Origin of the sequence: Streptomyces sp. RGM 3693 (assembly GCF_050471125.1) — a bacterium.
GTDB lineage: Bacteria > Actinomycetota > Actinomycetes > Streptomycetales > Streptomycetaceae > Streptomyces.
Genome location: NZ_JBMPPQ010000004.1, coordinates 479,837 through 504,487 on the forward strand (window position 1 = coordinate 479,837; position 24,651 = coordinate 504,487).

Sequence of the window (24,651 nt, forward strand, 5' to 3'; positions counted from 1 at the left end):
CTGTTCCGTGGATCAGGGTCGCGCCGGGGACGGAGGGCGGACCCTTGGTTACTTTCGGGTCACCTCAGGGCTGGTTTAGTCTGCGCGTGCAGTCCCCATGACGTGTCCGCAGCATGTGACGCATCGAACATCTGGCCGTAACCCCCTATCCCAATAGCAATACCGATGGGTAACGTCCGGGCCGTCCAATCTCCCCCCGCATGATCATGGACCGCAGTCGGTGCGCACACAGCGTCGTGGTGCCGGCGCTTTCGAGGAGCAGCAGTCTTGCGCGAGTTCAGCCTTCCGGCCCTGTACGAGGTCCCCGCGGACGGCAATCTGACGGACCTGATCCGCCGCAATGCCGCGCAGTACCCGGATGTCGCGGTCCTGGGACGGAAGGTGAACGGCAGCTGGCAGGACGTCACCGCCGCGACCTTCCTCACCGAGGTCCGGGCAGCCGCCAAGGGCCTGATGGCCGCCGGGATCAAGCCCGGCGACCGGGTCGGCCTGATGTCGCGCACCCGTTACGAGTGGACGCTGCTGGACTTCGCCGTCTGGAGCGCGGGCGCGATCACCGTCCCCGTATACGAGACCAGCTCCGCCGAGCAGATCCAGTGGATCCTCGGCGACTCCGGCGCGGTGGCCATCCTGGTGGAGAGCCCAGCCCACGAGGCGACGGTGGAATCGGTCCGCGACCGGCTGCCGGACCTGGCGAACATCTGGCAGATCGAGCGGGACGCCATCGCCCGGCTGCGGGCGGCCGGTGACGACATCACCGATGCGGAGGTCGACGAGCGCAGCGCGCTGGCCGACGCGGACTCCCCCGCCACCCTCGTCTACACCTCCGGCACCACCGGCCGCCCCAAGGGCTGCGTGCTCAGCCACCGCAGCTTCTTCGCCGAGTGCGGCAACGTCGTCGAGCGGCTGCGCCCGCTCTTCCGCACCGGTGACTCGTCCGTCCTGCTCTTCCTGCCCGTCGCGCACGTCTTCGGCCGGCTGGTGGAGGTCGCCTCGGTCATGGCGCCCATCAAGCTGGGCCACGCCCCGGACATCAAGAACCTCACGGACGACCTGGCCTCGTTCCGGCCGACGATGATCCTGGGCGTCCCCCGGGTCTTCGAGAAGGTCTACAACTCCGCGCGGGCCAAGGCCCAGGCCGACGGCAAGGGCAAGATCTTCGACAAGGCGGCGGAGACCGCGATCGCCTACAGCCGGGCACTGGACACCCCCGGCGGCCCGTCCCTCGGACTGAAGCTGAAGTACAAGGTCTTCGACCGCCTGGTCTACGGCAAGCTGCGGGCGGTGCTCGGCGGCCGGGCCACCCACGCCATCTCCGGCGGCGCCCCGCTCGGCGAGCGGCTGGGCCACTTCTACCGCGGCATCGGCTTCACCGTCCTGGAGGGCTACGGCCTGACCGAGTCCTGTGCGGCCACCGCGTTCAACCCCTGGGACCGGCAGAAGATCGGCACGGTCGGGCAGCCGCTGCCCGGCTCGGTGGTCCGGATCGCCGACGACGGCGAGGTGCTGCTGCACGGCGAGCACCTCTTCACCGAGTACTGGAACAACCCGACGGCCACGGCGGAGGCGCTGTCCGACGGCTGGTTCCACACCGGCGACCTCGGCACCCTCGACGAGGACGGCTACCTCGCCATCACCGGCCGCAAGAAGGAGATACTCGTCACCGCGGGCGGCAAGAACGTCGCCCCCGCCGTCATCGAGGACCGGATCCGCGCCCACTCGCTGATCGCCGAGTGCATGGTGGTCGGCGACGCCCGCCCGTTCATCGGCGCGCTGATCACCCTCGACGAGGAGTTCCTGCCCCGCTGGGCCGAGGAGCACGGCCACCCGGTCGATGTCACGCCCACCCAACTCGCCGAGGACCCCGAGCTGTTGGCCGCCGTCCAGCGCGCGGTCGACGACGGCAACGCGGCGGTCTCCAAGGCCGAGTCGGTCCGCAAGTTCCGCATCCTGCCGACCCAGTTCACCGAGGAGTCGGGGCACGTGACGCCGTCGCTGAAGCTGAAGCGGAACGTGGTCGCGAAGGACTTCGCCGAGGAGATCGAGGCGCTCTACCGGGGCTGAAGATGCCCGCTCCGGGGCCACTTCGGTGGCTGAACGCGCAGTTGCCCGCGCCCTTGGAGGGCGCGGGCAACTGCGCGTTCAGCCACCGGCGAAAGGCGCCACAGGCACCCCGCCGCGCGCTACAGCAACTCCCGCAGCCGCTCCGCCAGCAGGTCCCAGCGCCACTTCTCCTCCACCCAGGCGCGACCGCGCGCGCCCATGGTGCGGCGCAGTTCGGGGTCCTTGAGGAGGGTGATGATGCGGTCCGCGGCGGCTGCCGGGGAACCGCCGGGGACCACCCAACCGGTCTCGCCGTCCAGGACCGCGTCGGGGGCGCCGCCCGAGTCGCCCGCCACCACCGGGAGCCCGGTGGCGGACGCCTCCAGGTAGACGATGCCCAGGCCCTCCACGTCCAGCCCGCCGCGACGGGTGCGGCAGGGCATCGCGAAGACGTCGCCCGCACCGTAGTGGGCGGGCAGCGCCTCCCAGGGGACGGCACCGGTGAAGCGGACCGCGTCGGCGACGCCCTTCTCCAGGGCCAGCGCGTGCAGGTGCTCCTCGTAGGGGCCGCCGCCGACGACCAGCAGCACCGCATCCGGCACCGCGGAGCGGATCGCCGGCATCGCCTCGATCAGGGTGTCCTGCCCCTTGCGCGGGACGAGCCGGGAGACGCAGACCACCACCGGCCGGTCGGCGAGCCCTAGCCGGGCCCGTACCTCGTCACCGCCCGACTGCGGGTGGAAGGTCTTCTCGTCGACGCCGGGCGGCAGTTGGACCATCCGGGCGGCGGCGTCCGGGGTGAGCGCGGCGGCGATCCGCGAGCGGGTGTACTCGCCGAGGTAGGTGAGGGTGTCGGTGCCCTCGCCGATCCGACGCAGCAGCTGCCGGGCGGCGGGCAGCTGCGCCCAGCCGGCCTCGTGGCCGTGGGTGGTCGCCACGATCCGGCGGGCGCCGGCCGCGCGGAGTGCCGGCGCCATCAGCCCGAGCGGCGCGGCGGCCCCGAACCACACCGAGGAACAGCCGTGTTCACGCAGCAGGGAGACCGCCCGCCGGGTCACCCCAGGCGTCGGCAGCAGCATCGTGGTGGCGTCCCGGACCACCGGGAACGGCTGCTCGGCGTCGAAGGCGGCGGTGGCCGCGCGGCCCTCCTCGTTCCGCTTCCAGGTGGAGGCGTAGACGACGACCCGGTCGGGGTCCAGCCGCAGCGCCATGCTGTGCAGGAACGCCTGGATTCCACCGGGCCGGGGCGGGAAGTCGTTGGTGACGATGAGGGTCTTGTGCACGGTGGTCTCTCGGCGGTCGGCGGTCTCTCGATGATCGGCGGTCACGCGGCGAACGGGGCGCGGGGCGGCCCGGCCGGTCCTGGGCCGACAGTACCGGGTGGGTGGCCCGCACCGGGCGGCGCGCCCCGCCACGCCCGCGCCCGGCCTGCCCGGTCGTGCCCTGGCCCGCCCGGCATCATGCAGGCACGACGACCGACGGGGTGACGATGACCAGCACCGACACCAGCGCGGGCGCGTCCGAGGACCCGCCGCGGTGCACCGCGGCGGCCCGGACCGCCCGGGCCACCTGGACCGCCCGGGCCGCCCGGATCTCCCGGTCGGCGGCGGCCTGGGCGGTCTGGGCCGCGACCCGGGCGCTGCTCCTGCTGTGCGTCCTCCGGGTGCTGGTGCTGCCCGGGCCGGACGTCACCACCGACGTCTCGGGGATCTACCAGGGCTGGGCCGAGGTCCTGAGGTCCGGCACCTTCCCCCTGGACGACGTCACCTGGCAGTACCCGCCGGCCGCCGCGCTGCCCGTCCTCGCCCCCGACCTGCTGCCGTTCCTCCCCTACGCCACCGCGTTCTTCGTCCTGGTGCTCGCCGTGGACGCGGCGGCGCTGGCGCTCTTCCTACGGGCCGGCCGCGCACCGGGGCACCGCCGGGCCGGGGCCTGGGCGTGGGTGGCCGGCGTCGCCCTGCTGGGCCCGACCGCCTACGCCCGTTACGACCTGATGGTGGCGGCGGTGGCCGCGGCGGCGCTGTTCGCGGCCGTCCGCCACCCGCGTACCGCGGGCGCACTGCTCGCCTTCGGCGCGCTGCTGAAGGTCTGGCCAGTACTGCTGCTGACCGGGGCGCCGCTCCGCGGCCGTCGGGCCCGCGCCCTGTGGTGGAGCGCCGCGGGCTGGGCCGCGGGACTGACACTGACCGCGGTCGTGGCGGCGCCGGGCGCGCTCTCCTTCGTCACCTTCCAGCGCGACCGCGGCACGGAGGTCGAATCGCTGGGCGCGTTGGTCCTCCACGTCGCCCGGCACACCGGCTGGCCCGGCGAGGTGCAACTCCACTACGGCTCACTGGAGTTCCTCGGCCCGGGCGTCCCCCTGGTCAGCGCCCTCGCGCTGGCGCTGTCCGGTGCCGCGTCGGCCTGGCTGCTCCACTGGCGGCTGCGCGCCGGCAGGTTCGGGGAGCTCGGCCCCGCGACGCGCTGCGACGCCGCCTTCACCGCCGTCCTGCTCTTCACCACCACCAGCCGGGTGATCAGCCCGCAGTACCTGCTGTGGCTGGTCGGACTGGCCGCGGTCTGCCTGACCGTACGGGCGAGCCGGCAGGGCCTGCCGGCCGTGCTGGTGCTGCTGGCCACCGGCGTGACCCTGCTGGAGTTCCCGGTCTACTTCGGGGACGTGGTGGCGAGCGACGCCCGGGGCATCACGCTGCTGGTGCTGCGCAACGGCCTACTGGTGGCCGCGTCCCTCCTCGCCTGCCGCCGGCTGCACCTCGCCACCGGCCGGGGCCGGGCCGCGGACCCGACCGGGGTGCCCGGCGCCCGCCCCTCACTCAGCCCAGTTCGCGACGCAGATACGCGCGCCACATCGCGGTGAACTCGGCCAGCCCGACGCCGAGTTGTTCGCGCATCGCGCGCTCCACCACTCCGCTGCGGCCGGTCGGCCGGGCACTGCCGCTGCCCACCGCCGGGGCGGCCGGGGCCGTGGGGGCGGCGGTCCGGGCCTCCATGGGGGCCGTCGCCGGACCGGCCGCCGCAGTACGGAGCCCGCGCCGCCCGGTGTCCCGGTAGAAGGCGATCAGCCGGGCCTCGCCCCACTTCTCCGCGATCAGCCGGCAGGCCAACCAACCGCCCTCGTACGCCTTGGCCAACCGCTCCGCACCGGCCCGGAAGCCGAAGTCGTCGTCACCCGGCAGCCGCGTGGGCTCCCTCCCCGCCGCGACCGCGCGGGAGAGTTCCGGCGCGGTGGTGGTGGGCCGGCGGTGCACCTCCCGATAGGCGACCCAGTCCGCGAACCCCTCGGAGAGCCACAGCGGGGTGGCGGGCGTGGTGAGCGCCCGGGTGGCGACGTGGGTCGTCTCATGGGTGAGGACGACCGTCCGGCCCAGGTCGTTGAGTTCCTCGTACGCGTCCGGGTTGACGATCACCCGGTCCGCGGGGGCCGCGCCCGCCGTGCCCGCCTCCCCGGTGGTGACCGCCGCGATCCCGGCGTACCCGGACGGATCGTCACTGCCCATCAGCTGCGCCATCCGCTCGACGCTGTCGGGCGCCTCCACCACCACCTTCCCCGCCCAGGTGCCCTTCCAGGCCGCGGAGACCGCGGGCACCGCCGCGTCCACCCGTTTCGCCAGGTCACGCAGGTGCGCCGGGTCCCCGTCCCCACCCAGGACCAGGCTGTACCGGCCGCGGACCAACCGGACCGGGCCCTGGTCCCACAGCTGGCGGGTGTCGCCCTTGCCGTCGGCCGCGCCGTCGGAGTCGGAGGTGACCAGCCAGCGCCCGCCGCGCTCGGTGAGGGTGAGGTACTGGAAGCTGGTGACCGGCGCGGTGTCGAAGCCCTTGAGGCGGTAGCGCAGCCGCACCTGCGCGGCCAGCCGCCGGCCGTCACCCATCGGGAGCGGGAAGGCACCGGTGGAGACCAGGTCGTAGCGCCAGTCGGCGAGCGGGACGGCGGCCAGGTGGTCGAAGACCGCGCGCTGCCGGCTGCGGAAGCCGGCGGCGCGGGGGTCGACGGAGGCCAGGAAGGCCGCGGAGTCGTGCCGCCGGACGGCGTCGGCCCGCGCGTCGAGCATCTGCTGGGCGCCCGGGTACTGGTCGGTGGGCCCGTCCGCCGGGGCGCAGCCGGTGAGCTGGACCAGCAGCGCCAGCAGCGGCACCGCGCAGCCGACCGCCCGCGCGGCCCGCCACGGCCGCCCGCGTCGCGCCCTCTGCTCCGCCATGCGGCCGATCGTAAGGGCCGCCCGGCCGGGGCAACACCGCAGGGGGTGCGGCTCAGGGCCGGGTGATCGCCGAGATCGGCATCATGCCGACCGGGTCGTAACGCACCCGGGCGCCGGGGTAGGGCGCGTGCACGACCTGCCCGTTGCCGACGTACATCCCGACGTGGCTGGCGTCCGAGCGGTAGATGACCAGGTCGCCGGGTCGGGCCTGGGACAGCGGGATCCGGGCTCCGGCGCCGCGCTGGGCCTGGGAGGTGCGCGGCAGCGAGACCCCGGCCTGGCTGTAGGCCCATTGGGTGAGTCCGGAGCAGTCGAACGACGCGGGGCCGGTGCTGCCCCAGGCGTAGGGGGCGCCGACCGCGGCACGCGCCGCGGCGACCGCCGCCGAGGCCCGGTCCGAGCCCGCAACGATCCCGGAGAGGTCGGGGATGATCTCGTCCCGCCCGTCGCTGCGGGAGACCCGGTCGTAGGCCGCCCGGGCCCGCGCGGGCAGGGCGTTGAGCAGCCGCTGCGCGGTGGCCAGCTTCCGTTGGACGTCCTTCTTGTGGAGGGCCACCTCGGTGCGGCCGGCCTCCAGCTCGGCCAGTTTCCGGGCCGCCTCGTGGCGCTGCTGCTCCAGTTGCCGGGTCGCGGCCTGGAGTCGGTGCAGTTCGTGGGCCTGGGTGCCGCTCAGCCGGTCCAGGGCGGCCGCCTTCTCCAGGTAGCTGTCGGGCCGTTCGGAGAGCAGCAGCCGGACGGTGGGGTCGAGCCCGCCAGAACGGTACTGGGCGGCGGCCACCGCGCCGAGCCGGGCCCGCATCCGGTTGACCCGCTCCTGGGTCCGGGCGGTGCGGTCCTGGAGCGCCGACACCTGGTCGCGCAGCTCCTTGGTGTAGGCGCTGGCGCTGTTGTACTTCTCGGTGGCCCGCTCGGCCTCCTCGTAGAGCTTGCCGACCCGGGCGGCGGCGCTCTCCCGGTCGGCCGACCCAGCAGGGGGCGCGGCGACGGCCGCTCCCGTGGAGCCGGTGCGCGCACCGGAAGGGTCGGCGCTGGCCGGTGAGGCCGACAGCGCGGCGGCCGCGGTCGCCAGGGCGGCGGACAGGACGGTGACCGAGGCGAGGGTGGTCTGGCCGCGCTGCGAGGTACGGCGATGGGACACCACGAGGGCCGCAACTCCTTCCGTGTGCAGCCCCTGCCGTCCGGGCGGGACGGTCGGTGATCCGGCAGCTGCGCGGGCAGACAGTAACCGTGTCGCGGTACCCCGACCAAAGCCCGCTTTCCGTACCCAAAAAGCCGCTCCGCCGGTGACTTCGCAGGTCACCGGCGGAGCGGCAGGTCAGCGGCGGAGGCCGCAATTCGCCCGATCGGGCGGCAGGTTGTGGCGGTTGTGAAGCTTTTCAGACCCGCACGCCGAACTGGAACGGCATGTTGTTGATCGACTCGTAGCGCACCGCGGCGCCCGGCTTCGGGGCGTGCAGCACGGTGCCGTTGCCGGCGTAGAGACCGATGTGGTGCAGGTCGCCGTAGAAGAGCACCAGGTCGCCGGGCTTGAGGGCGCTCTGCGAGTAGATCCGGCTGCCGGCGTTGGCCTGCTCCTGCGAGGTGCGCGGCAGCGACTGGCCGGCCTGCGCGTATGCCCAGGAGGTCAGACCCGAGCAGTCGAAGGAGGACGGGCCGGTGGCGCCCCAGACGTAGGGGGAGCCTATCTTCGACTGGGCGGCCGACAGGGCGGCCGCACCGCGCTGCGAGGCGGGCACGTCGTCGCCGAGGTTGACCCGGTCGTTGCTGCGGTTGGCTCGGTCGTCAGCGGCCTGCATGGCCGCCCGCTCCTTGGCGGTCAGCGTGTTGAGCAGCTCCTGCGCCTTGGCGAGCTTGCCCTTGATCTCGTCCTTCTTGTCACCGAGCGACTTGCGGGTCTCGGAGAGGTCCTGGATCTTGCTCGCGGCCTCCGCGCGCTCCTGGGCGAGCTGGCGCTGCTTGTCCGCGATGGTCTTGAGCTGCTCGGCCTGCTTGCCGCTCAACTGGTCGAGGGTGGCGGCCTTTTCGAGGTAGGTGTCCGGGTCGCCGGAGAGGAACAGCTGCACCGAGGGGTCGATGCTGCCGCTGCGGTACTGACCGGAGGCGATGGCGCCCAGGCCCTTGCGGAGCTGGTTCAGCTCGCCCTGGCCGCGGGCGACCTTGTCCTGGAGGTCGTCGACCTCTTTTTGGAGCTTGTCCTGCTGCTCCTTGACGCCGTTGTACTTCTCGGTGGCCTGCTCCGCGTCGTTGTAGAGCTTGTCGACCTCGGACTTGACGTCCTTCTTCGACTGGCTCGGATCGGCGTGCGCCGCCTGGGACGAGAGGACGACGGCCGCGGCGGCGGTCGCGGTGAGCACGGTCACGCGAGTACGGCTCGGCTGCTTGGGTCGACGGTGGGACGCCACGGGGGCGAGCTCCTTCTTCCTCCAGCCGCCTACCGGGAGTGGGGGAGCTAAGGCCCCGGCTCCGCGCGAACGCCACGGACTCGGCGGTACCTTCACTGACCATCCCGGTTGGATAATCACCTGTATGAAGGTTCGAGGCCCGACCTTAGTAACCCAGTTGTGATCGCTTCAAATCCTCCCGGGGAAAAACTGCCCCACGGAGCCCATCTTTTACCAACATCACACTGCCAGTAAGCGGCATCTGACGCTCCGATACGAAGCGCGGGCAAGTGCCGCCGGCGCCATTTCGGTCAACGTGTGAAATGTCAGGTTCGAGCAAGTCGCTTGAGCAGTAGGGCCGATGCGACCGGTCGAGCGCCCGCCTTGGCGACCCCGTCGGCCACCTCCCGGTCCGCGGAGACCACCACCACCGGACGGCCCGGCGGCTCCGCGCGGACCAGCTGACGGATCAACTCGTCGGCCGTCACGCCCGGCTTGCTGAACAGCACCCGCACCCCACGCGGCGGCGCCAACAGCACCGGCGCGGCCAGCTCCGCCCCGTCGAAGACACAGGTCATCTCCGCGCCGGTCTGGGCCGCCAGCACCGCCAGGCCACCCAGCAGCCGCAGCCGCTGCTTCTCCAACGGCATGGTCGGATAGCCGGTCTTGGTGACGTTGTAGCCGTCGACCACCATGTGCGCCTGGGGCAGCGCCAGAAGCTGGTCCAGCAGCGCCGGATCGGTCTCCGACAGCGCCCGGGTCGCAATGTCCTTGGGCGTCATCCGGCCCGGCGTGACCGCGTCGACGGCGTCCGCCGGGCGGCCCGCCGCGGGCGGCAGCGCCAGCTCGCGGCGGAGCCCCTGGGCCGCGTCCAGCACGGTGTCCAACAGCAGCCGCAGCCGCATGTCCTCGACGCTGCGGCCCTCGCGGGCGGAGCGGCGGCTGGTCTCCAGCGCCCCCTCGGCCTCCGCGATCCGGGCCTTGAGCCGGCGCAGTTCGCTGTCGGCCGCGGCCTTCTCGGTCGCCGCCCGCTCCCGGGCCTCGCTCAGCGCCGCCTCGACCTTGCGGACCGCCGCCTCCCCGCGCCGCACGTCACTGAGCGCGCTGCGCAGCTTGCGCTGGAACGACTCGTTCTCCTTGCGGGTCGCCTCCAAGTCCGCCCGGACCCGGTCCACCTCCGTACGGGCCTCGCCACGGGCCTGCGCCAGCTCCTCGCGCAGCCGGGCCAACTCCCGCTCGGCCTCCTCGCCGGCCCGCTCGGCGCGCACCCGCTGCGCCTCCTCGCCGGCCGCCGCGACCAGCTTGACCCAGCCCTCGGGACGCAGCACGTACGCCGCGGCAGCGACGTCCAGCGGATCGGCGGCGGCCGGCGGGGTCCCCTGCTCCAGGGCGTCGGCGAGCTCCGGCTGGGCCTCGCGGAGCTTGCCCGCGATCCGCTGCCGGAAGACCGCGTCGCCCTCCAGCGCCGCGGCCATCGCGTTCCCGGCGAACTTGGCCCGACGGGTCGGGGTGAAACGGGCGTACTGCCGCAATGGGGGCGGGAGTTCGGCGACCGTCAGTGCCCCGAACCACTCCGCGGTGAGCGCCACGACACGGCGCCGTACGCCCTCGGGCAGTGGCTGGTCGAGCACCTCGTCGGCCACCCCTCCGGGCGCGTCCGCACGCTCCGCCCCCGGCTCCCCTTCTGGACGTTCCACCACGGCTGCATCGCTCCGATCTCAGGCGCTCGCGCCCGGACGGTCCACCAGCTCGATCTGGTCGACCGCGTTGCACCAGCGGCAGCGCACGGACTCGATGGTCTCGCTGACGACCTCGCGCTCCTCCACCGTCGGCTCACCGGCCAGATCCAGGTGCATGTACTCCACGACCTTGGACCGGCGGGTCACGTCGAACCGGGTGAGGTTGCCGCAGAGCGTGCAACGCCACCGCGTTTCCGCCGTCGGCAGGGGAACAGCCATCGTGTCGTCCTCTTTCGTGCTCATCGGGCTCGTGCAGCGGTGCGGTTCGCGCGGTACGCCGTCGGACTGCGGAAATACGCAACGTACTGCCTGTAACCCTACGGCCTGACAGCGGGCCGGCGCGGGCCCGCCCGGCAGCCGGGACGCGGCGAGGCGCTCTGTCCCGTGTGCCCGCATTACGCCATGATCACTTCATGACGGCGCCGGCCCACCCCGCCCGCTCGCTCCGCGCGGTGTTCTCACGGATGACGAATGTGCTGATCGGGCTGTGCTGCGCACTCTTCGTGCTCGGCCCGGTCTCCGGCCTGAACCACACGTACGGCACCGGGCACGCGCTGCTCCACGCCCAGACCAGGTACTTCGAGCACTGGGGCGTGATTCCGCTCGATCTGTGGAGCGGCTCACCGAGGGCCCTGCTCACGCCGCTCACCGCGCTGTTCGTCCACGGAAGCTGGCTGCACCTGCTCGGCAACATCCTGTTCCTGTACGTCTTCGGCGGAATGACCGAAACGCGAATGGGCCGGCTCCCGTTCACCGCCTTCTACCTGGCCGTCGGCTATCTGGCGCTGCTGGGCTACGCGGCCGCGCACGCCGGTTCGAACCAGACCCTGGTCGGCGCCTCCGGATCGATCTCCGGCGTGCTGGGCGCCTTCCTCTTCCTCTTCCCGCGGGCCCGGGTCACCAGCCTCTACCCGTTCCTGTTCTTCCTGCCGCTGCGCTTCCCGGCCTGGATCGTGCTGCTGTTCTGGTTCTTCCTCCAGTGGCACGCGGCCCGGCACGACCCGGCCGGCCCCGGCGTCGCCTACCTCGCCCACGTCGTCGGCTTCGCACTGGGCTTCCTCTACGCGTGGGCCCGCTACGGGCGGGATACTGTGGGTGCCACCAGGGGCAATGGAGTATCGGCCGAGGGAGAGAGCCAGCCGTGATCACGTCGATCGTGCTCATCAAGACCAGCGTGGACCAGATCCCGGAGATCGCCGAGCAGATCGCCGCGCTGGAAGGCGTCAGCGAGGTCTACTCCGTCACCGGCGCCCACGACCTGATCGCGATGGTGCGCGTCGCCAACCACGACGACCTCGCCGACGTCATCCCCGGCCGGATCAGCAAGGTCCCGGGCGTCGCCTCCACCGAAACGCACATCGCGTTCCGCACGTACTCCCAGCACGACCTCGAAGCGGCGTTTTCTATCGGCCTCGACGCCTAGCGCTGCGCTGGGCTGGGTTCCCACGTTGTTGGCCGTCCCGCCGTGGGGGTTTCTCGCCGTTGCGCCTGCAGCGGACCACAACCCACCGCACGCAAAACGACGCCGCAGGCAAAACGACGCCGCACCCGGCAACGTACGAGACCCCGCGCCGCCAGGCGCAACGGCGAGAAAGCCAAAAACGTACGAGGCCCCGCGCCGTCAGGCGAAGCGCGCTGGCACGCAACGGCCGTCCTCTACCTGGTAGTTCCAGCGCGCGCCGTTCGCGACGAGTTCCTTGACCGCCCGGACGAACCGTTGAACGTGCTCATCGGGCGTGCCGGCGCCGAAGCTGACCCGGATCGCGTTCAGCGACCGCTCCCCCGGCGTCGCCTCCGGTGCCCCGCACTCGCCGGGCTCCTGCGGCTCGCTGCCCAGGAGGGTCCGTACCAGCGGGTGTGCGCAGAACAGGCCGTCGCGGACGCCGATCCCGTACTCCGCGGAGAGCGCGGCCGCGAAGTGCGAGCTGTTCCAGCCCTCGACGACGAACGAGAGGACGCCGACCCGCGGGGCGTCGTCGCCGAAGAGGGAGAGGATCCGGACCTCGGGGACCTCGGCCAGGCCCGCGCGGACCGCGGCGATCAGCTCCTGTTCGCGGGCGACGAGGCCGTCGAACCCTGCGTCGGTGAGTGCCCGGCAGGCGGAGGCGATGGCGTAGGCGCCGATGACGTTGGGCGAACCGGCCTCATGCCGGGCCGCGGTGGTGTGCCACTCGACGTCCACCCCGCCGTCGGTCCGCCGGGCGACCTTCCGGCTGGCTCCGCCGCCGGCGAGGTACGGCTCGGCCTCCTGGAGCCAGTCGGCGCGGCCGGCCAGCACGCCGGCGCCGAACGGCGCGTAGAGCTTGTGGCCCGAGAACGCGACCCAATCGACGTCGAGTTCCGCGAGGTCCACCGGGTGGTGCGGGGCGAGTTGGGCCGCGTCCAGCACGATCCGGGCGCCGTGGGCGTGCGCGGCGGCCGCCAGTTCCCGCACCGGCCACAGTTCACCGGTCACGTTCGAGGCACCGGTGACGCAGACCAGCGCCGGTCCGTACGGCTCACGGGTGGCCAGTGCCTTCTCCAGGCTGTCCACCGCCTGCTGAGGGGTGCGCGGCGCGTTCAGGTAGGTCACGGCCAGGTCCGCGCGGCGCTCCCAGGGCAGCAGCGAGGCGTGGTGCTCGGTCTCGAAGACGAAGACCCGGGTGCCCTGCGGCAGGGCCGCGGCCAGCAGGTTCAGCGAGTCGGTGGTGGAGCGGGTGAAGACCACCTGGTCGTCGGGGCGGCAGCCGAGGAAGTCGGCGACGGTCTCGCGGGCGTTCTCGAAGAGGTCGGTGGAGAGCTGGGAGAGGTAGCCGGCGCCGCGGTGGACGCTGCCGTAGTACGGGGCGTACGCGGCGACGTCGTCCCAGACCCGCTGGAGCGCCGGCGCGCTGGCGGCGTAGTCCAACGCGGCGTAGACGGCCTCGCCCCCGGTCACCAACGGGACCAGGACGTCCCGCCCCAGAACGGGAAGCGGGGCACAGACGGCACGGTCGGCGGCAGCGGAAACAGACATGGCGAACTCCCGGGAGGCATGAGCGAATGCGCTGCGGCGGGGGGGCGTCGCACGGTACGCGTAAGGCACGGAGGATCTGCCCGGCACGGCACCGCAGCGTGAAGGAAAGGAGAGAAAGGTGGCGCGGAAAAGGGGGCCGACGGCCCTAGCGCATTCGCTTCATCACGGAAGGACTCCCTCGAGGACCAGGATCCCTGGCGAGGGATCCGCGCTTGCCGCAGACCTCGCTGCCTGCGACCTGGTCATCACCCGGGGCACCCCGCCACGGAAGGAGGGTTGCCGGACAGCGGGCCGGGGCCTACGTCGCTGTCACTCGTGACCTGGGCTGAATCATGCCACACGATCTTCGACGCGCAAGCCCCGGTCCGTATTCCGGACCGGGACCTGCGTCACCTCCGCCGTCAGGCGTTGCTGACCATCGCCCAACGCTCCAGGGTCCGCTTGGCGGCGCCCGAGTCGATCGCCTCGGCGGCCTTGGCCAGGCCGTCCCGGATCCGCTCGGTGAGCGGGGCGTCGGACGGCTCCAGTGCGGCCAGCGCGGCCGCGGCGTTCAGCAGCACCGCCTCCCGCACCGGCCCGGTCTCACCGTCCAGCAGCCGGCGGGCCACCTCGGCGTTGTACGACGCGTCCGCGCCGCGCAGCGCCTCCACCGGGACCAGGCCGATCCCGACGTCCCGCGGGTCGAAGGGCTCCTCGCGGACCGTGCCGTTCCGCACGATCCACACCCGGGAGGTGGCGGTGGTGGTCAGCTCGTCCAGCCCGTCGTCGCCGCGGAAGACCAGCGCCGACGAACCGCGTTCGGCCAGCACGCCGGCCAGGATCGGCGCCATCTTGGCGTCCGCGACGCCGGTCGCCTGGGCCTTGACCCGGGCCGGGTTGGTCAGCGGCCCCAGCACGTTGAACGTCGTCCGGATGCCCAGCTGGCCGCGGGCGGCCGCCACGTGGCGCAGCGCGGGGTGGAACTTGGCCGCGAAGCAGAAGGTGATCCCGGCCTCCTCCGCGACCTCGACGACCCGCCGCGGCGACAAGTTCAGATTCACGCCCAGCTTCTCCAGGACGTCCGTGGCACCGCTGGTCGAGGACGCGGCCCGGCTGCCGTGCTTGACGACCTTGGCTCCGGTGCCGGCGACCACGATCGACGCCATGGTGGAGATGTTGACGGTGTTCGCCCCGTCGCCGCCGGTGCCGACGATGTCGACGCTGGGGCCGGGCACCTCGATCAGGCTGGCGTGCGCGTACATCGTCCGGACCAGGCCGGAGATCTCCGCGACCGTCTCGCCCTTGGCGCGCAGCGCGACCGCGAAACCGGCGATCTGCGCGTCGGTGGCCTCGCCGCGCATGATCCGGTCCATGACCCAGGCGGTGTCGTCGGCGGTGAGGTCGCGGCCGTCGAGGAGGGCGTTCAGTACGGCCGGCCAGGAGCGGTCCGCCACGCTGCCGCCGCCTGCCGGGGTCACAACGTTCATGGTCCACGCTCCTGGTTCGTCTCCTGCTTGTGCCGTCACCCTATCGACCTCCGGGAACGCCGGAGGGCCCCGTCCTCTTCGTGGACGGGGCCCTCTGGGTGGCGTACTACCAGCGGTGCGCGGTGTCGCGCCCGCGGGGATCAGTGGTGGCCGTGGCCGCTGGTGATCTCCTTGTACTCCTCGACGGTCGGCTTGGGGATGACGTTGTCCTCGCCGTAGTAGCCCTTGGAGAGCTTGGCGCGCAGCTTCTGCGTGCGCTTGAGCTTGCGCTGGACGCCGTTCTCGTCGACCTCGGGACCGAGCTCGAGCGGCTCGGGCTGCTCGTGCTGCGTCAGGACGTGCAGCTGCTCCTGGTTGAGCGGCTCGTGGACCTCGATGAACTCACCGTGCGGCAGTCGCTTGATGATGCCGGACTCGCGTCCGTGCAGCACCTTGTCCTTGTCGCGGCGCTGGAGACCCAGGCAGATCCGCTTGGTGGCGATGAAGGCCAGCACCGGCCCGACGAAGAACCCGATCCGGACGAACCAGGTGATCGAGTTGATCGACAGGTGGAAGTGCGTCGCCCACAGGTCGTTGCCGCCACCGATCAGCATCACGAAGTACGCGACGAGCCAGGCCACACCGAAGCCGGTGCGGGTGGGCACGTTGCGCGGGCGGTCCAGGATGTGGTGCTCGCGCTTGTCGCCGCGGACCCAGGACTCGATGAACGGGTAGACCGCGATGGCGACCAGGACCAGCGGGAAGACCAGGATCGGGATCAGCACACCGAAGTTGATGGTGTGGCCCCAGAAGTTCCACTCCCAACCCGGCATGACACGCACCAGGCCCTCGGCGAAGCCCATGTACCAGTCCGGCTGCGCACCGGTGGACACCTGGTCCGGCCGGTACGGGCCGATGGCCCATACGGGGTTGATGCTGGCGACCGCGGCGATCACCGAGATCACACCGAAGACCAGGAAGAAGAAGCCTCCGGCCTTGGCCATGTAGACCGGCAGCAGCGGCATGCCGACCACGTTGTTGTTGGTCTTGCCGGCACCCGGGAACTGCGTGTGCTTGTGGTAGAAGACCAGGATCAGGTGCGCCACCAGCAGGCCGAGCATGATGCCCGGCAGCAGCAGCACGTGGACCGTGAAGAACCTCGGGATGATGTCGTGCCCGGGGAACTCGCCGCCGAAGATGAACATCTGCAGGTACGAGCCGACCAGCGGCATCGCCAGGATGACGCCCTCGATGAAGCGGACACCGGTACCGGACAGCAGGTCGTCGGGGAGCGAGTAACCGGTGAAGCCGGTGAACATGCCCAGGACGAACAGCAGGAAGCCGAAGAGCCAGTTGACCTCACGCGGCTTGCGGAACGCACCGGTGAAGAACACCCGCATCATGTGGACCATCATCGCGGCCAGGAAGACCAGCGCCGCCCAGTGGTGGATCTGCCGGATCAGCAGACCGCCGCGCACGTCGAAGCTGATGTTCAGCGTCGACTCGAAGGCCTGGGTCATCCTGATCCCGTGCATCGGCACGTAGGACCCGTGGTAGGTGACCTCGGCCATGCTCGGGTGGAAGAACAGCGTCAGGTAGACACCGGTCAGGATGATGATGATGAAGCTGTAGAGCGCGACCTCACCCAGCATGAAGGACCAGTGGTCCGGGAAGATCTTGCGCATGTTGGACTTGGCGAGGCTGTAGATGCCCAGCCGGCCGTCGGCCCAGTCAGCGATCCGCTCGCCCCGTGGCGCTTGGCCACGGCGCGTAGTGGTCGCGGTTGTCTCGTTACTCATCCGCGCTCCCAGAAGCTCGGGCCGACGGGCTCCGCGAACTCGCTTGCGGCCTCAAGGAAGCCGTCCTTCACCGTGATGTGCAGCTGCGGCAGGGCGTGTCCGGCCGGACCGAAGATCACCCGACCACCGTCGGAAAGGTCGAAGGTCGACTGGTGACAGGGGCAGAGCACGTGGTGCGTCTGCTGCTCGTACAGGCTGATCGGGCAACCCACGTGGGTGCAGATCTTCGAGTACGCCACGATGCCGTCGTGGGACCAGGCGAGTTCCTGCTTGTCCTTGATGTTCTGCGGCTGGATCCGCACGAGCATCAGGGCGTCCTTGGCGATCTTGTTGGCGAAGTCCTCGTCGTTCTCCTCCAGGCCCTCGGGCTTGGCGAACGTGAGGGAGCCGACCGCGATGTCCTCGGGACGCAGCGGGAGGTTGGTCGACTGGTTGACCAGGCGGATGCCCTTCTTCCAGCCGGTGGTCCGCAGCTTCTTCTCGGGCAGCGGGCCGAGGTCACGCAGCAGGACGACGCCGGAGAGCGGCACCAGGGCCAGCGCACCGAACATCGTGTTGCGGATCAGCTTGCGCCGACCGAACTGCGACTCCTTGGCGCCCTGTGCGAAGTCCGCCAGGACCTTGGCCTTGACGTCGGGCGTGGCCTCGATCGGGTGCCGCTCGTCGGCGACCTCCTCGTCCGACATCAGCGTGCGGGCCCAGTGGACCGCGCCGGCGCCGATGCAGAAGAGCGCCACGCCCAGCGTCAGACCGAGCGCGAAGTTCAGCCCGCTGACGTGCCCCAGCGGGAAGATGTAGACGATCTTGTCGATCGGGATGGCCACGTACGACGCGATGAACGCGACGGTGGCGAGCATGGACACCAGGAAGAGGAAGGCGACGGTGCGCTCGGAGCGCCTGGCAGCCCGCTCGTCGATGTCCTGGACGCGGTGCTCGTGGGGCGGCAGCCCGGGGTCGGCGAAGGGGTTGTCCGCCTTCCCTACCGCGCCCTCGTGAGTCGTCTCCCGCTCACTGGGAAGGTTTTCTTCTGTCTCACTCATGACTTCTTGGCCTTCGTAGTCCGGGCTGCGACCCAGATGGCGACCGCGACACACGCACCCAGGCCGAAGATGTAGCCGAAGAGACCTTCGGTCACCGGGCCCAGACCACCGAGTTCCATACCGCCGGGGCTCGCGGTCTTGTCGCCGTTGACGGCGCCGAGGTACGCGACGATGTCCTTCTTGTTCTGCTGGCTCAGCGTGCCGTCACCGAAGGAGGGCATGTTCTGCGGGCCGGTCTGCATGGCCTCGTAGACGTGCTTGGGGTCCACGCCCTCGAGCGTCGGTGCGAACTTGCCGTTGGTGAGGGCGCCGCCCTTACCGGTGAAGTTGTGGCACTGAGCGCAGTTGGTGCGGAACAGCTCGCCACCCTTGCCGATGTCGGCGCCGTCCGCGCTGTACTGCGACTTGTCCGGCACGGACGGGCCCGGGCCCAGCGACGCGACGTAGGCCGCGAGCTGGTCGATCTGGGCGTTGTTGTAGATGTTCCGCTTCCGCGGCACCTGAGCGCCGGGCTGCTGGGCCGGCATGCGGCCGGTGCCCACCTGGAAGTCGACGGCGGCAGCGCCCACGCCGACCAGGCTCGGGCCGTCGGAGGTGCCCTGACCGCCGGTGCCGTGGCAGCTTGCGCAGCCCACGGCGAAGAGCTTCTTGCCCTCCTTGATGGCAAGAGACTGGGCGGTGTCATCGGCTTGAGCCTTGTCCGCCGGCGCGAACGCGGCGTACAGCCCCCCAGTGACCGCCAGCGCGAAGAGTAGGACGACGAGCGCCGCCAGCGGATGGCGCCGTCGTGCGGAGAGCTTTTTCACGGATTACCCCGGTGTCAGGATCTTCTGCGTCGATGCTTGGCTATGTCTGTCCGATATGCGGGTCCGGTCGGACCTCTTACCGGATGAGGTAGATCGTGGCGAAGAGGCCGATCCAGACGACATCGACGAAGTGCCAGTAGTAGGACACGACGATGGCCGCGGTGGCCTGTGTGTGGGTGAACCTCTTGGCCGCGTACGTCCTGCCCAGGACAAGCAGGAAGGCGATCAGACCGCCTGTCACGTGCAGTCCGTGGAAACCGGTGGTCAGGTAGAACACCGAGCCGTACGGGCCGGACGAGAGCGAGAGGCCCTCGTGCTTGACCAGCTCCGTGTACTCGAAGACCTGACCGCCGATGAAGATGGCACCCATGATGAAGGTGATCGAGAACCAGGTTCGCAGCTTCTTGACGTCGCCACGCTCGGCCGCGAAAACGCCGAGCTGACACGTCAGTGAGCTGAGCACCAGGATCGTGGTGTTGGTCGCGGAGAACGGAAGATTCAGCGCATCAGCGGAGTGCTTCCAATACGCCTCGCCCGTCACCGATCGAAGGGTGAAGTACATCGCGAAGAGGGCCGCGAAGAACATCAGCTCGGAACTCAGCCAGATGATGGTTCCGACGCTGGTGAGGTTCGGCCGATTGACCGACGGGTGCGCGTGCCCGGTTTCTACTGTCGTTGCTGTCGCCACGACCGACATTATGTCGGTCGCTTATCCCGCCCTCACTCCGGGGGGTGCCGTTCGGTGTGTCAAGGCCATATGCCCTGCTCGTTCGGGCCGGCTCGACGGTCGCCCGAAGGGAGGAAGTGCGCACCGCCACACGGCGCACCGGCCCTGGGAAAGCCGGTCCTGACGGGCCGTCGGCCGCATTTCGGGGCCGTACGGCCCCTCCTGCCGAGGGCCCGTCCGGGAGTAGCATCGCGCAACGGTTTGATCCGGAGCCGTATCCGCTACGCAGGTCCGCGACAATGGTGGAGGAACGATGCAGGCGACTGCCACGGTGCTGGTCTACAGCGACAACGCCAACACCCGCGAGCAGGTCCGGCTGGCGGCCGGGCGGCGCCCGGCCCCCGACGCCCCGCAGATCGAGATCCTGGAGTGCGCCACCGCCCCGGCGGTCCTGGAGGCCCTGGAGCAGGGCGGGATCGACGTCTGCGTACTGGACGGCGAGACGGCGCCGGCGGGCGGTATGGGCGTCTGCCGGCAGATCAAGGACGAGATCTTCCAGTGCCCGCCGGTGCTGCTGCTGATCGGCCGTCCACAGGACGCCTGGCTGGCCACGTGGAGCCGCGCGGACGCCGCGGTGACCCATCCCCTCGACCCGGTGGCGTTCGCCGACGCGCTGGCCGGGCTGCTGCGCCGCCGACGGCTCGCCCAGGACGTGGTGCCGGCCTGAGCAAGGCCCTCCAGGGATCCCTGAGCGGCCCCTGAGCGGTCCTCAGACCTGTGGGCGCAGCCGGGCGTCGGCGGCAGGATTCTGCTCCCGCTCGGCCGCGCCTGTGGTCGTGGAGGCCCTGTTCTTGAGCGCGCTGCCGGAGCGCCAGTCCTTCCAGGGCATGTTCCAGTCGCCGAAGCCGTTGTCGAACGGCGTCATGGTGTCGCCGCCGCTGTTGACGACCTTGACGATGTCGCCGACCCGGACGGTGTTGAAGAACCACTGGGCGTTGCCGGTGGACATGCCGGTGCAGCCGTGGCTGACGTTCGCGGCGCCCTGGGAGCCGACCGACCAGGGCGCGGCGTGCACGTATTCGCCGCTCCAGGTCACCCGGGTGGCCCAGTAGACCGGCAGGTCGTAGGCGTCCGAACTCCCGGCGGCGATGCCGACGGTGGAGCTGCGCATCCGGACGAAGCTCTCCTTGCCGAGCACGACCTTGACGCCGTTGCGGGTGGAGAAGCCGGGTTTGCCGGTGGTGACCGGGATGGAGTTGATGGCCTTGCCGTTGCGCAGCACGGTCATCTGGTGCGCGGCAGCGTCGGTGACGGCCTCGACCCGGTCGCCGGTGGTGAGCCGGACGGGCTTGGCGGGGCCGCCGTAGAGTCCGCCGGCGATCTTCAGGCCGTCGAGGTTGCTGTGGACGGCGATGCTGGCGTGGGCGGGCCAGTAGTCCTTGGGGCGGAAGTGCAGTTTCTTGCCGTCCACCCAGTGCCAGGCGCCCTCCACGCGGGGCGTGGAGTCGACCTTCAGGGCGCTTTCGACGACGGCCCGGGCCTTGGGGTCGGTGACCGGCTTGCTGAGCTCGGCGGTGATCGGCTGGCCGACGCCGTACTCGCCGGTCTCCGGGCCGAACTTGACGGTCAGCCGGTCGTCCACGTCCTTGGTGTTGACCACCAGGGTCTTGCGGCCCGGGGTGCCGTCCTCCTCCTCGGTGCTGACCTGCACCGTGTAGCGCGTACCGGCGGCCAGGGGCACGGTGGTGCGCCAGTGCCGGCCGTCGGCGCTCAGTTCGCCGCGGACGTAGCGGCCGGTCGCGTCGGTGGCGGTCACATCCGTGATCCGGGAATCGTCGCCCTTGAGGGAGACCTCAAGGGGCTTGTCCGGATCCGCCTTGTGTCTGCCGTCCGCCGGGATGTTCGCCGATATCTGGTCGGACGCGTCGTAGGGATTGACCGAGAGCGGTTCCGACGACGAGCCACCGCACGCGGTGGCGCTCACCGCGAGGGGCACGAGCAGGAGGCCGCAGCTCAGCACCGTCCGGGTTCGAGGTCTGTGACTCATGCCCCCAAACGTACGAAGAATCCCTTTCGGCGGCGCGCTGGAGGACTGCAAACGGGTCGGGCCCGGACACCTGTTGGGGTGTCCGGGCCCGACCCTGCGGCGTGTCTGCCGCGGTTCTCGCCTGGTGCGTACTACTGGGTGCGGTTCTCGCCGCGGTAGTACTCGAAGACCCAGCCGAAGAGACCCACGAGGATCACCGGCAGGGAGAAGTACAGCAGCCAGAAGCCGAAGACGACGCCCAGGAAGGCGAGCGCGCCACCGATGGCGAGGGAGAGCGGCTGCCAGCTGTGCGGGCTGAAGAAGCCCAGCTCACCGGCGTCGTCCGCAACCTCGGCGTCCTCGTTGTCCTGGGCACCCGCGTCGACCCGCCGGGCCGTGAAGGCCAGGTAGTAGCCGACCATGATGCACAGGCCGAAGGCCAGGAAGAGCGCCGTGGTACCGGCCGGCTCCTTCGACCACACGCCATAGACGATCGCCATGGCGAGGACGAAGACGCTGAGCCAGATGAACATCTTGCCCTGGATCTTCACTTGCCCGCCTCCTTGCCGCCGGCCAGCGCCTTGTCACCCTCGCGGCCGTTGTGCAGCGCGTCCAGCGCCGCGATCTCCGGGTGGTGCAGATCGAACGCCGGGGATTCGGAACGAATACGCGGCAGGGTGAGGAAGTTGTGCCGCGGCGGCGGGCAGGACGTCGCCCACTCCAGCGAACGGCCGTAGCCCCACGGGTCGTCCACCTCGACCTTCTCGCCGTACTTGGCGGTCTTCCAGACGTTGTAGAGGAACGGCAGGATCGACATGCCCAGCAGGAACGAGCTGATCGTCGAGATGGTGTTCAGCGTGGTGAAGCCGTCGGCGGCGAGGTAGTCCGCGTAGCGGCGGGGCATGCCCTCGGCGCCCAGCCAGTGCTGGACCAGGAACGTGCCGTGGAAACCGATGAACAGCGTCCAGAACGTGATCTTGCCGAGCCGCTCGTCGAGCATCTTGCCGGTGAACTTCGGCCACCAGAAGTGGAAGCCGGCGAACATCGCGAAGACGACCGTGCCGAAGACCACGTAGTGGAAGTGGGCCACGACGAAGTACGAGTCGGAGATGTGGAAGTCCATCGGCGGCGACGCCAGGATGACACCGGTCAGACCACCGAAGGTGAAGGTGATCAGGAAGCCGATGGCCCAGAGCATCGGCGTCTCGAAGGACAGTGAGCCCTTCCACATCGTGCCGATCCAGTTGAAGAACTTCACACCGGTAGGAACGGCGATGAGGAACGTCATGAAGGAGAAGAACGGCAGCAGCACACCGCCGGTCACATACATGTGGTGCGCCCACACCGTCACCGAAAGGCCGGCGATGGAAATCGTCGCGGCGATCAGACCGATGTAACCGAACATCGGCTTCCGGGAGAAGACCGGAATGACCTCGGAAATGATGCCGAAGAACGGTAGGGCGATGATGTACACCTCTGGATGGCCGAAGAACCAGAAGAGGTGTTGCCAGAGCAATGCGCCACCATTGGCCGCGTCAAAGACATGGGCACCGAATTTGCGGTCCGCCTCCAGGGCGAACAGCGCGGCGGCCAGCACCGGGAAGGCGAGCAGGACCAGCACACCGGTCAGCAGCACGTTCCAGGTGAAGATCGGCATCCGGAACATCGTCATGCCCGGGGCGCGCATGCAGATGATGGTGGTGATGAAGTTGACCGAACCGAGGATCGTGCCGAAGCCGGAGAAGGCCAGACCCATGATCCACATGTCCGCGCCGACGCCCGGCGAACGCACCGCGTCCGAGAGCGGCGAGTAGGCGAACCAGCCGAAGTCCGCGGCACCCTGCGGGGTGAGGAAGCCGGCGACCGCGATCAGCGAGCCGAAGAGGTAGAGCCAGTAGGCAAACATGTTCAGCCGCGGGAACGCCACGTCGGGCGCGCCGATCTGGAGCGGCATGATCCAGTTCGCGAAACCGGCGAACAACGGCGTCGCGAACATCAGCAGCATGATCGTGCCGTGCATCGTGAACGCCTGGTTGAACTGCTCGTTCGACATGATCTGCGTACCCGGGCGGGCCAGCTCGGCGCGCATGAGCAGCGCCATCACGCCGCCGATGCAGAAGAACGCGAACGACGTGGCCAGGTACATCGTGCCGATGGTCTTGTGGTCAGTGGTCGTGAGCCACTTGACGGCAGCGATACCGGGTTGCTTCTTGCGTACGGGTGGTGCTGCCGGAGCCGATTCGGCGGCGGCACCCTGAGGTTCGTTGAGGATGCTCACTGGTTCTTGGTCTCCGCATTCCTGGCGTGGTCAGTCTGCTTGATACCCGCCGGCAGGTACCCGGTCTGACCCTTCGCCGCCAGGTCCTTCAAGTGCTGCCGGTACTTGGCAGGCGAAACGACCTTGACGTTGAAGAGCATCCGGGAGTGGTCGACACCGCAGAGTTCGGCGCACTTGCCCATGAAGGTGCCCTCCTTGTTGGGAGTCACCTCGAAGACGTTGGTGTGGCCGGGGATGACGTCCTGCTTCATCAGGAACGGCACCACCCAGAAGGAGTGGATGACGTCACGCGAGGTCAGCACGAACTGGACCGTCTCGCCCTTAGGCAGCCAGAGCGTCGGCCCGGGGTTGCCGGTCTGCGGGTTACGCGTGGCCGGCGTGCCGAAGTCGTAGACACCGTCCGCGCCCTGCGGCGCGGACTTCTTCCACTTGTCCGGGATCGCCGCGAGCTCCGGAGAATTGATGTTCGTGGTCGCCGGATTGCCGTCGACGTTCTCCAAGTAGTTGAACGCCCAGCTCCACTGGAAGCCCACGACGTTGATGACGTGGTCCGGCTTCTTGGACGTCTTGAGGAGCGCGCTCTCATCACGCGCGGTGAAGTAGAAGAGCACCGCGATGATGATGAACGGGACGATGGTGTACAACGCCTCGATCGGCATGTTGTACCGCGTCTGGGCGGGGACCTCCACCTTGGTCCTGCTGCGGCGGTGGAAGATCACGCTCCAGATGATCAGGCCCCACACCAGCACGCCCGTTGCGAGGGCGGCGGCCCAGGAGCCCTGCCAAAGAGAGAGGATCCGCGGCGCCTCGTCGGTGACGGGCGTTGGCATGCCGAGGCGGGGGAAGTCCTTGTATGTGCAACCAGTAGCGGTCGCCAGGACCAGGCCCGCAGCAAGCACCTGCGGCAGCTTCCGCCGCATCGGGCGCCGCGACGAGCGGTCGGAGCCGTTGGGACTCACGTAGCGCCTTCCCGAGAGTCTCGCCCGAGCGGTCGGCTGCGGCCTTACTCGCTGGTCGGTCGCCGCCCTGCTTCGGGCAGGGGTTTGGATGTTTATGCGGACCAAACCCTACTGGACGCTATTTGGGGTCGCGCGGGGAGGGTGCCCAACGCGCCGCGAGGCACCCCTAAGGGGTGGCCGAGCCCTTCCCGGGCCGCCGCTGCGGACCCCGATCGCCGCCCGCCGCCGGGCATCTGACGGCCCGCCCGGCGCCCCGGCGGCCGGTGTTCTACCG

The 24,651-nt window shown here is 70.3% G+C and carries 21 protein-coding genes and 1 riboswitch; of the genes, 5 read left to right on the forward strand and 16 right to left on the reverse strand.

From position 1 onward, the window contains the following. Nucleotides 1-267 precede the first annotated feature (267 nt). Nucleotides 268-2,064, forward strand: coding sequence for an AMP-dependent synthetase/ligase (locus ACO0M4_RS38320; protein WP_430375758.1), 1,797 nt, complete (start codon nt 268-270; stop codon nt 2,062-2,064). Between the two features lie 119 nt (nt 2,065-2,183). Here ACO0M4_RS38320 and ACO0M4_RS38325 read toward each other — a convergent pair whose 3' ends face one another. After that, complete coding sequence (locus ACO0M4_RS38325; protein ID WP_430376058.1) at nt 2,184-3,326, reverse strand: glycosyltransferase family 4 protein; 1,143 nt, start codon at nt 3,324-3,326, stop codon at nt 2,184-2,186. Between the two features lie 206 nt (nt 3,327-3,532). Between ACO0M4_RS38325 and ACO0M4_RS38330 the strand changes: the two genes are divergently transcribed. Further along, entirely contained in the window at nt 3,533-4,900 is a 1,368-nt protein-coding gene (locus ACO0M4_RS38330) for a glycosyltransferase 87 family protein (protein WP_430375759.1), read from the forward strand. On the opposite strand, the gene ACO0M4_RS38335 is transcribed toward ACO0M4_RS38330, so the two are convergent. The 5 genes from ACO0M4_RS38335 to ACO0M4_RS38355 all read right to left on the reverse strand — a co-directional run bounded on the left by ACO0M4_RS38335 (nt 4,857) and on the right by ACO0M4_RS38355 (nt 10,581). Continuing rightward, nucleotides 4,857-6,242 (reverse strand): hypothetical protein, encoded by a 1,386-nt coding sequence (locus tag ACO0M4_RS38335; RefSeq protein ID WP_430375760.1) that lies wholly within the window; start codon nt 6,240-6,242, stop codon nt 4,857-4,859. The genes ACO0M4_RS38330 and ACO0M4_RS38335 overlap by 44 nt on opposite strands. Before the next feature lie 52 nt (nt 6,243-6,294). Beyond that, nucleotides 6,295-7,383, reverse strand: coding sequence for an NlpC/P60 family protein (locus tag ACO0M4_RS38340; protein WP_430375761.1), 1,089 nt, complete (start codon nt 7,381-7,383; stop codon nt 6,295-6,297). Between the two features lie 235 nt (nt 7,384-7,618). Next, nucleotides 7,619-8,644, reverse strand: coding sequence for an NlpC/P60 family protein (locus tag ACO0M4_RS38345; RefSeq protein WP_430375762.1), 1,026 nt, complete (start codon nt 8,642-8,644; stop codon nt 7,619-7,621). A 305-nt stretch (nt 8,645-8,949) separates the two neighbouring features. Beyond that, on the reverse strand, nt 8,950-10,323 hold the full coding sequence (locus ACO0M4_RS38350; protein ID WP_430375763.1) for an NYN domain-containing protein: 1,374 nt from the start codon (nt 10,321-10,323) through the stop codon (nt 8,950-8,952). Between the two features lie 18 nt (nt 10,324-10,341). Beyond that, nucleotides 10,342-10,581, reverse strand: coding sequence for a hypothetical protein (locus tag ACO0M4_RS38355; RefSeq protein WP_390027852.1), 240 nt, complete (start codon nt 10,579-10,581; stop codon nt 10,342-10,344). Between the two features lie 194 nt (nt 10,582-10,775). Here ACO0M4_RS38355 and ACO0M4_RS38360 point away from each other — a divergent pair, with 194 nt between their 5' ends. After that, a complete protein-coding gene (locus tag ACO0M4_RS38360) occupies nt 10,776-11,507 on the forward strand; it encodes a rhomboid family intramembrane serine protease (RefSeq protein ID WP_430375764.1) in 732 nt (243 codons plus the stop codon). Beyond that, complete coding sequence (locus tag ACO0M4_RS38365) at nt 11,504-11,785, forward strand: Lrp/AsnC family transcriptional regulator (RefSeq protein WP_067352498.1); 282 nt, start codon at nt 11,504-11,506, stop codon at nt 11,783-11,785. The genes ACO0M4_RS38360 and ACO0M4_RS38365 overlap by 4 nt, the downstream gene beginning before the upstream one ends. Nucleotides 11,786-11,983: 198 nt before the next feature. On the opposite strand, the gene ACO0M4_RS38370 is transcribed toward ACO0M4_RS38365, so the two are convergent. The 6 genes from ACO0M4_RS38370 to ctaE all read right to left on the reverse strand — a co-directional run bounded on the left by ACO0M4_RS38370 (nt 11,984) and on the right by ctaE (nt 19,144). Continuing rightward, on the reverse strand, nt 11,984-13,357 hold the full coding sequence (locus ACO0M4_RS38370) for an aminotransferase class V-fold PLP-dependent enzyme (protein ID WP_430375765.1): 1,374 nt from the start codon (nt 13,355-13,357) through the stop codon (nt 11,984-11,986). Nucleotides 13,358-13,560: 203 nt separating this feature from the next. Then, nucleotides 13,561-13,678: riboswitch (SAM riboswitch) on the reverse strand. 80 nt (nt 13,679-13,758) lie between these two features. After that, nucleotides 13,759-14,823 (reverse strand): anthranilate phosphoribosyltransferase, encoded by a 1,065-nt coding sequence (trpD, locus tag ACO0M4_RS38375; RefSeq protein WP_430375766.1) that lies wholly within the window; start codon nt 14,821-14,823, stop codon nt 13,759-13,761. A gap of 140 nt (nt 14,824-14,963) precedes the next feature. Continuing rightward, complete coding sequence (gene qcrB, locus ACO0M4_RS38380; protein ID WP_430375767.1) at nt 14,964-16,601, reverse strand: cytochrome bc1 complex cytochrome b subunit; 1,638 nt, start codon at nt 16,599-16,601, stop codon at nt 14,964-14,966. Then, nucleotides 16,598-17,641: a cytochrome bc1 complex Rieske iron-sulfur subunit gene (gene qcrA, locus ACO0M4_RS38385; RefSeq protein WP_430375768.1), complete on the reverse strand. Its 1,044-nt coding sequence runs from the start codon at nt 17,639-17,641 to the stop codon at nt 16,598-16,600. The genes qcrB and qcrA overlap by 4 nt, the downstream gene beginning before the upstream one ends. Continuing rightward, on the reverse strand, nt 17,638-18,447 hold the full coding sequence (gene qcrC, locus ACO0M4_RS38390) for a cytochrome bc1 complex diheme cytochrome c subunit (protein WP_430375769.1): 810 nt from the start codon (nt 18,445-18,447) through the stop codon (nt 17,638-17,640). The genes qcrA and qcrC overlap by 4 nt, the downstream gene beginning before the upstream one ends. Nucleotides 18,448-18,523: 76 nt before the next feature. Continuing rightward, nucleotides 18,524-19,144 (reverse strand): aa3-type cytochrome oxidase subunit III, encoded by a 621-nt coding sequence (gene ctaE / locus ACO0M4_RS38395; protein ID WP_390021686.1) that lies wholly within the window; start codon nt 19,142-19,144, stop codon nt 18,524-18,526. A gap of 283 nt (nt 19,145-19,427) precedes the next feature. On the opposite strand from ctaE, the gene ACO0M4_RS38400 reads away from it, so the two are divergent. Continuing rightward, on the forward strand, nt 19,428-19,841 hold the full coding sequence (locus ACO0M4_RS38400) for a hypothetical protein (RefSeq protein WP_430375770.1): 414 nt from the start codon (nt 19,428-19,430) through the stop codon (nt 19,839-19,841). A gap of 42 nt (nt 19,842-19,883) precedes the next feature. Here the strand turns inward: ACO0M4_RS38400 and ACO0M4_RS38405 are convergent, their stop codons facing one another. The 4 genes from ACO0M4_RS38405 to ctaC all read right to left on the reverse strand — a co-directional run bounded on the left by ACO0M4_RS38405 (nt 19,884) and on the right by ctaC (nt 24,377). After that, nucleotides 19,884-21,161, reverse strand: coding sequence for an Ig-like domain-containing protein (locus ACO0M4_RS38405; RefSeq protein WP_430375771.1), 1,278 nt, complete (start codon nt 21,159-21,161; stop codon nt 19,884-19,886). 131 nt (nt 21,162-21,292) lie between these two features. After that, entirely contained in the window at nt 21,293-21,691 is a 399-nt protein-coding gene (locus tag ACO0M4_RS38410; RefSeq protein WP_390021682.1) for a cytochrome c oxidase subunit 4, read from the reverse strand. Then, the gene (ctaD, locus tag ACO0M4_RS38415) at nt 21,688-23,418 is read right to left on the reverse strand and encodes an aa3-type cytochrome oxidase subunit I (RefSeq protein ID WP_430375772.1); all 1,731 of its coding nucleotides are present in this window, start codon (nt 23,416-23,418) and stop codon (nt 21,688-21,690) included. The genes ACO0M4_RS38410 and ctaD overlap by 4 nt, the downstream gene beginning before the upstream one ends. Then, the gene (gene ctaC, locus ACO0M4_RS38420; RefSeq protein ID WP_430375773.1) at nt 23,415-24,377 is read right to left on the reverse strand and encodes an aa3-type cytochrome oxidase subunit II; all 963 of its coding nucleotides are present in this window, start codon (nt 24,375-24,377) and stop codon (nt 23,415-23,417) included. The genes ctaD and ctaC overlap by 4 nt, the downstream gene beginning before the upstream one ends. Nucleotides 24,378-24,651: the final 274 nt, after the last annotated feature.

Excerpts from the sequence above, each read along its gene's own strand:
- ACO0M4_RS38330 (WP_430375759.1), top strand. The coding sequence starts at position 3,533 with ATGACCAGCACCGACACCAGCGCGGGCGCGTCCGAGGACCCGCCGCGG.
- ACO0M4_RS38335 (WP_430375760.1), bottom strand. The coding sequence starts at position 6,242 with ATGGCGGAGCAGAGGGCGCGACGCGGGCGGCCGTGGCGGGCCGCGCGG.
- ACO0M4_RS38355 (WP_390027852.1), bottom strand. The coding sequence starts at position 10,581 with ATGGCTGTTCCCCTGCCGACGGCGGAAACGCGGTGGCGTTGCACGCTC.
- ACO0M4_RS38360 (WP_430375764.1), top strand. The coding sequence starts at position 10,776 with ATGACGGCGCCGGCCCACCCCGCCCGCTCGCTCCGCGCGGTGTTCTCA.
- ACO0M4_RS38370 (WP_430375765.1), bottom strand. The coding sequence starts at position 13,357 with ATGTCTGTTTCCGCTGCCGCCGACCGTGCCGTCTGTGCCCCGCTTCCC.
- trpD (WP_430375766.1), bottom strand. The coding sequence starts at position 14,823 with ATGAACGTTGTGACCCCGGCAGGCGGCGGCAGCGTGGCGGACCGCTCC.
- qcrB (WP_430375767.1), bottom strand. The coding sequence starts at position 16,601 with ATGAGTAACGAGACAACCGCGACCACTACGCGCCGTGGCCAAGCGCCA.
- qcrA (WP_430375768.1), bottom strand. The coding sequence starts at position 17,641 with ATGAGTGAGACAGAAGAAAACCTTCCCAGTGAGCGGGAGACGACTCAC.
- ctaE (WP_390021686.1), bottom strand. The coding sequence starts at position 19,144 with ATGTCGGTCGTGGCGACAGCAACGACAGTAGAAACCGGGCACGCGCAC.
- ACO0M4_RS38400 (WP_430375770.1), top strand. The coding sequence starts at position 19,428 with ATGCAGGCGACTGCCACGGTGCTGGTCTACAGCGACAACGCCAACACC.
- ACO0M4_RS38405 (WP_430375771.1), bottom strand. The coding sequence starts at position 21,161 with ATGAGTCACAGACCTCGAACCCGGACGGTGCTGAGCTGCGGCCTCCTG.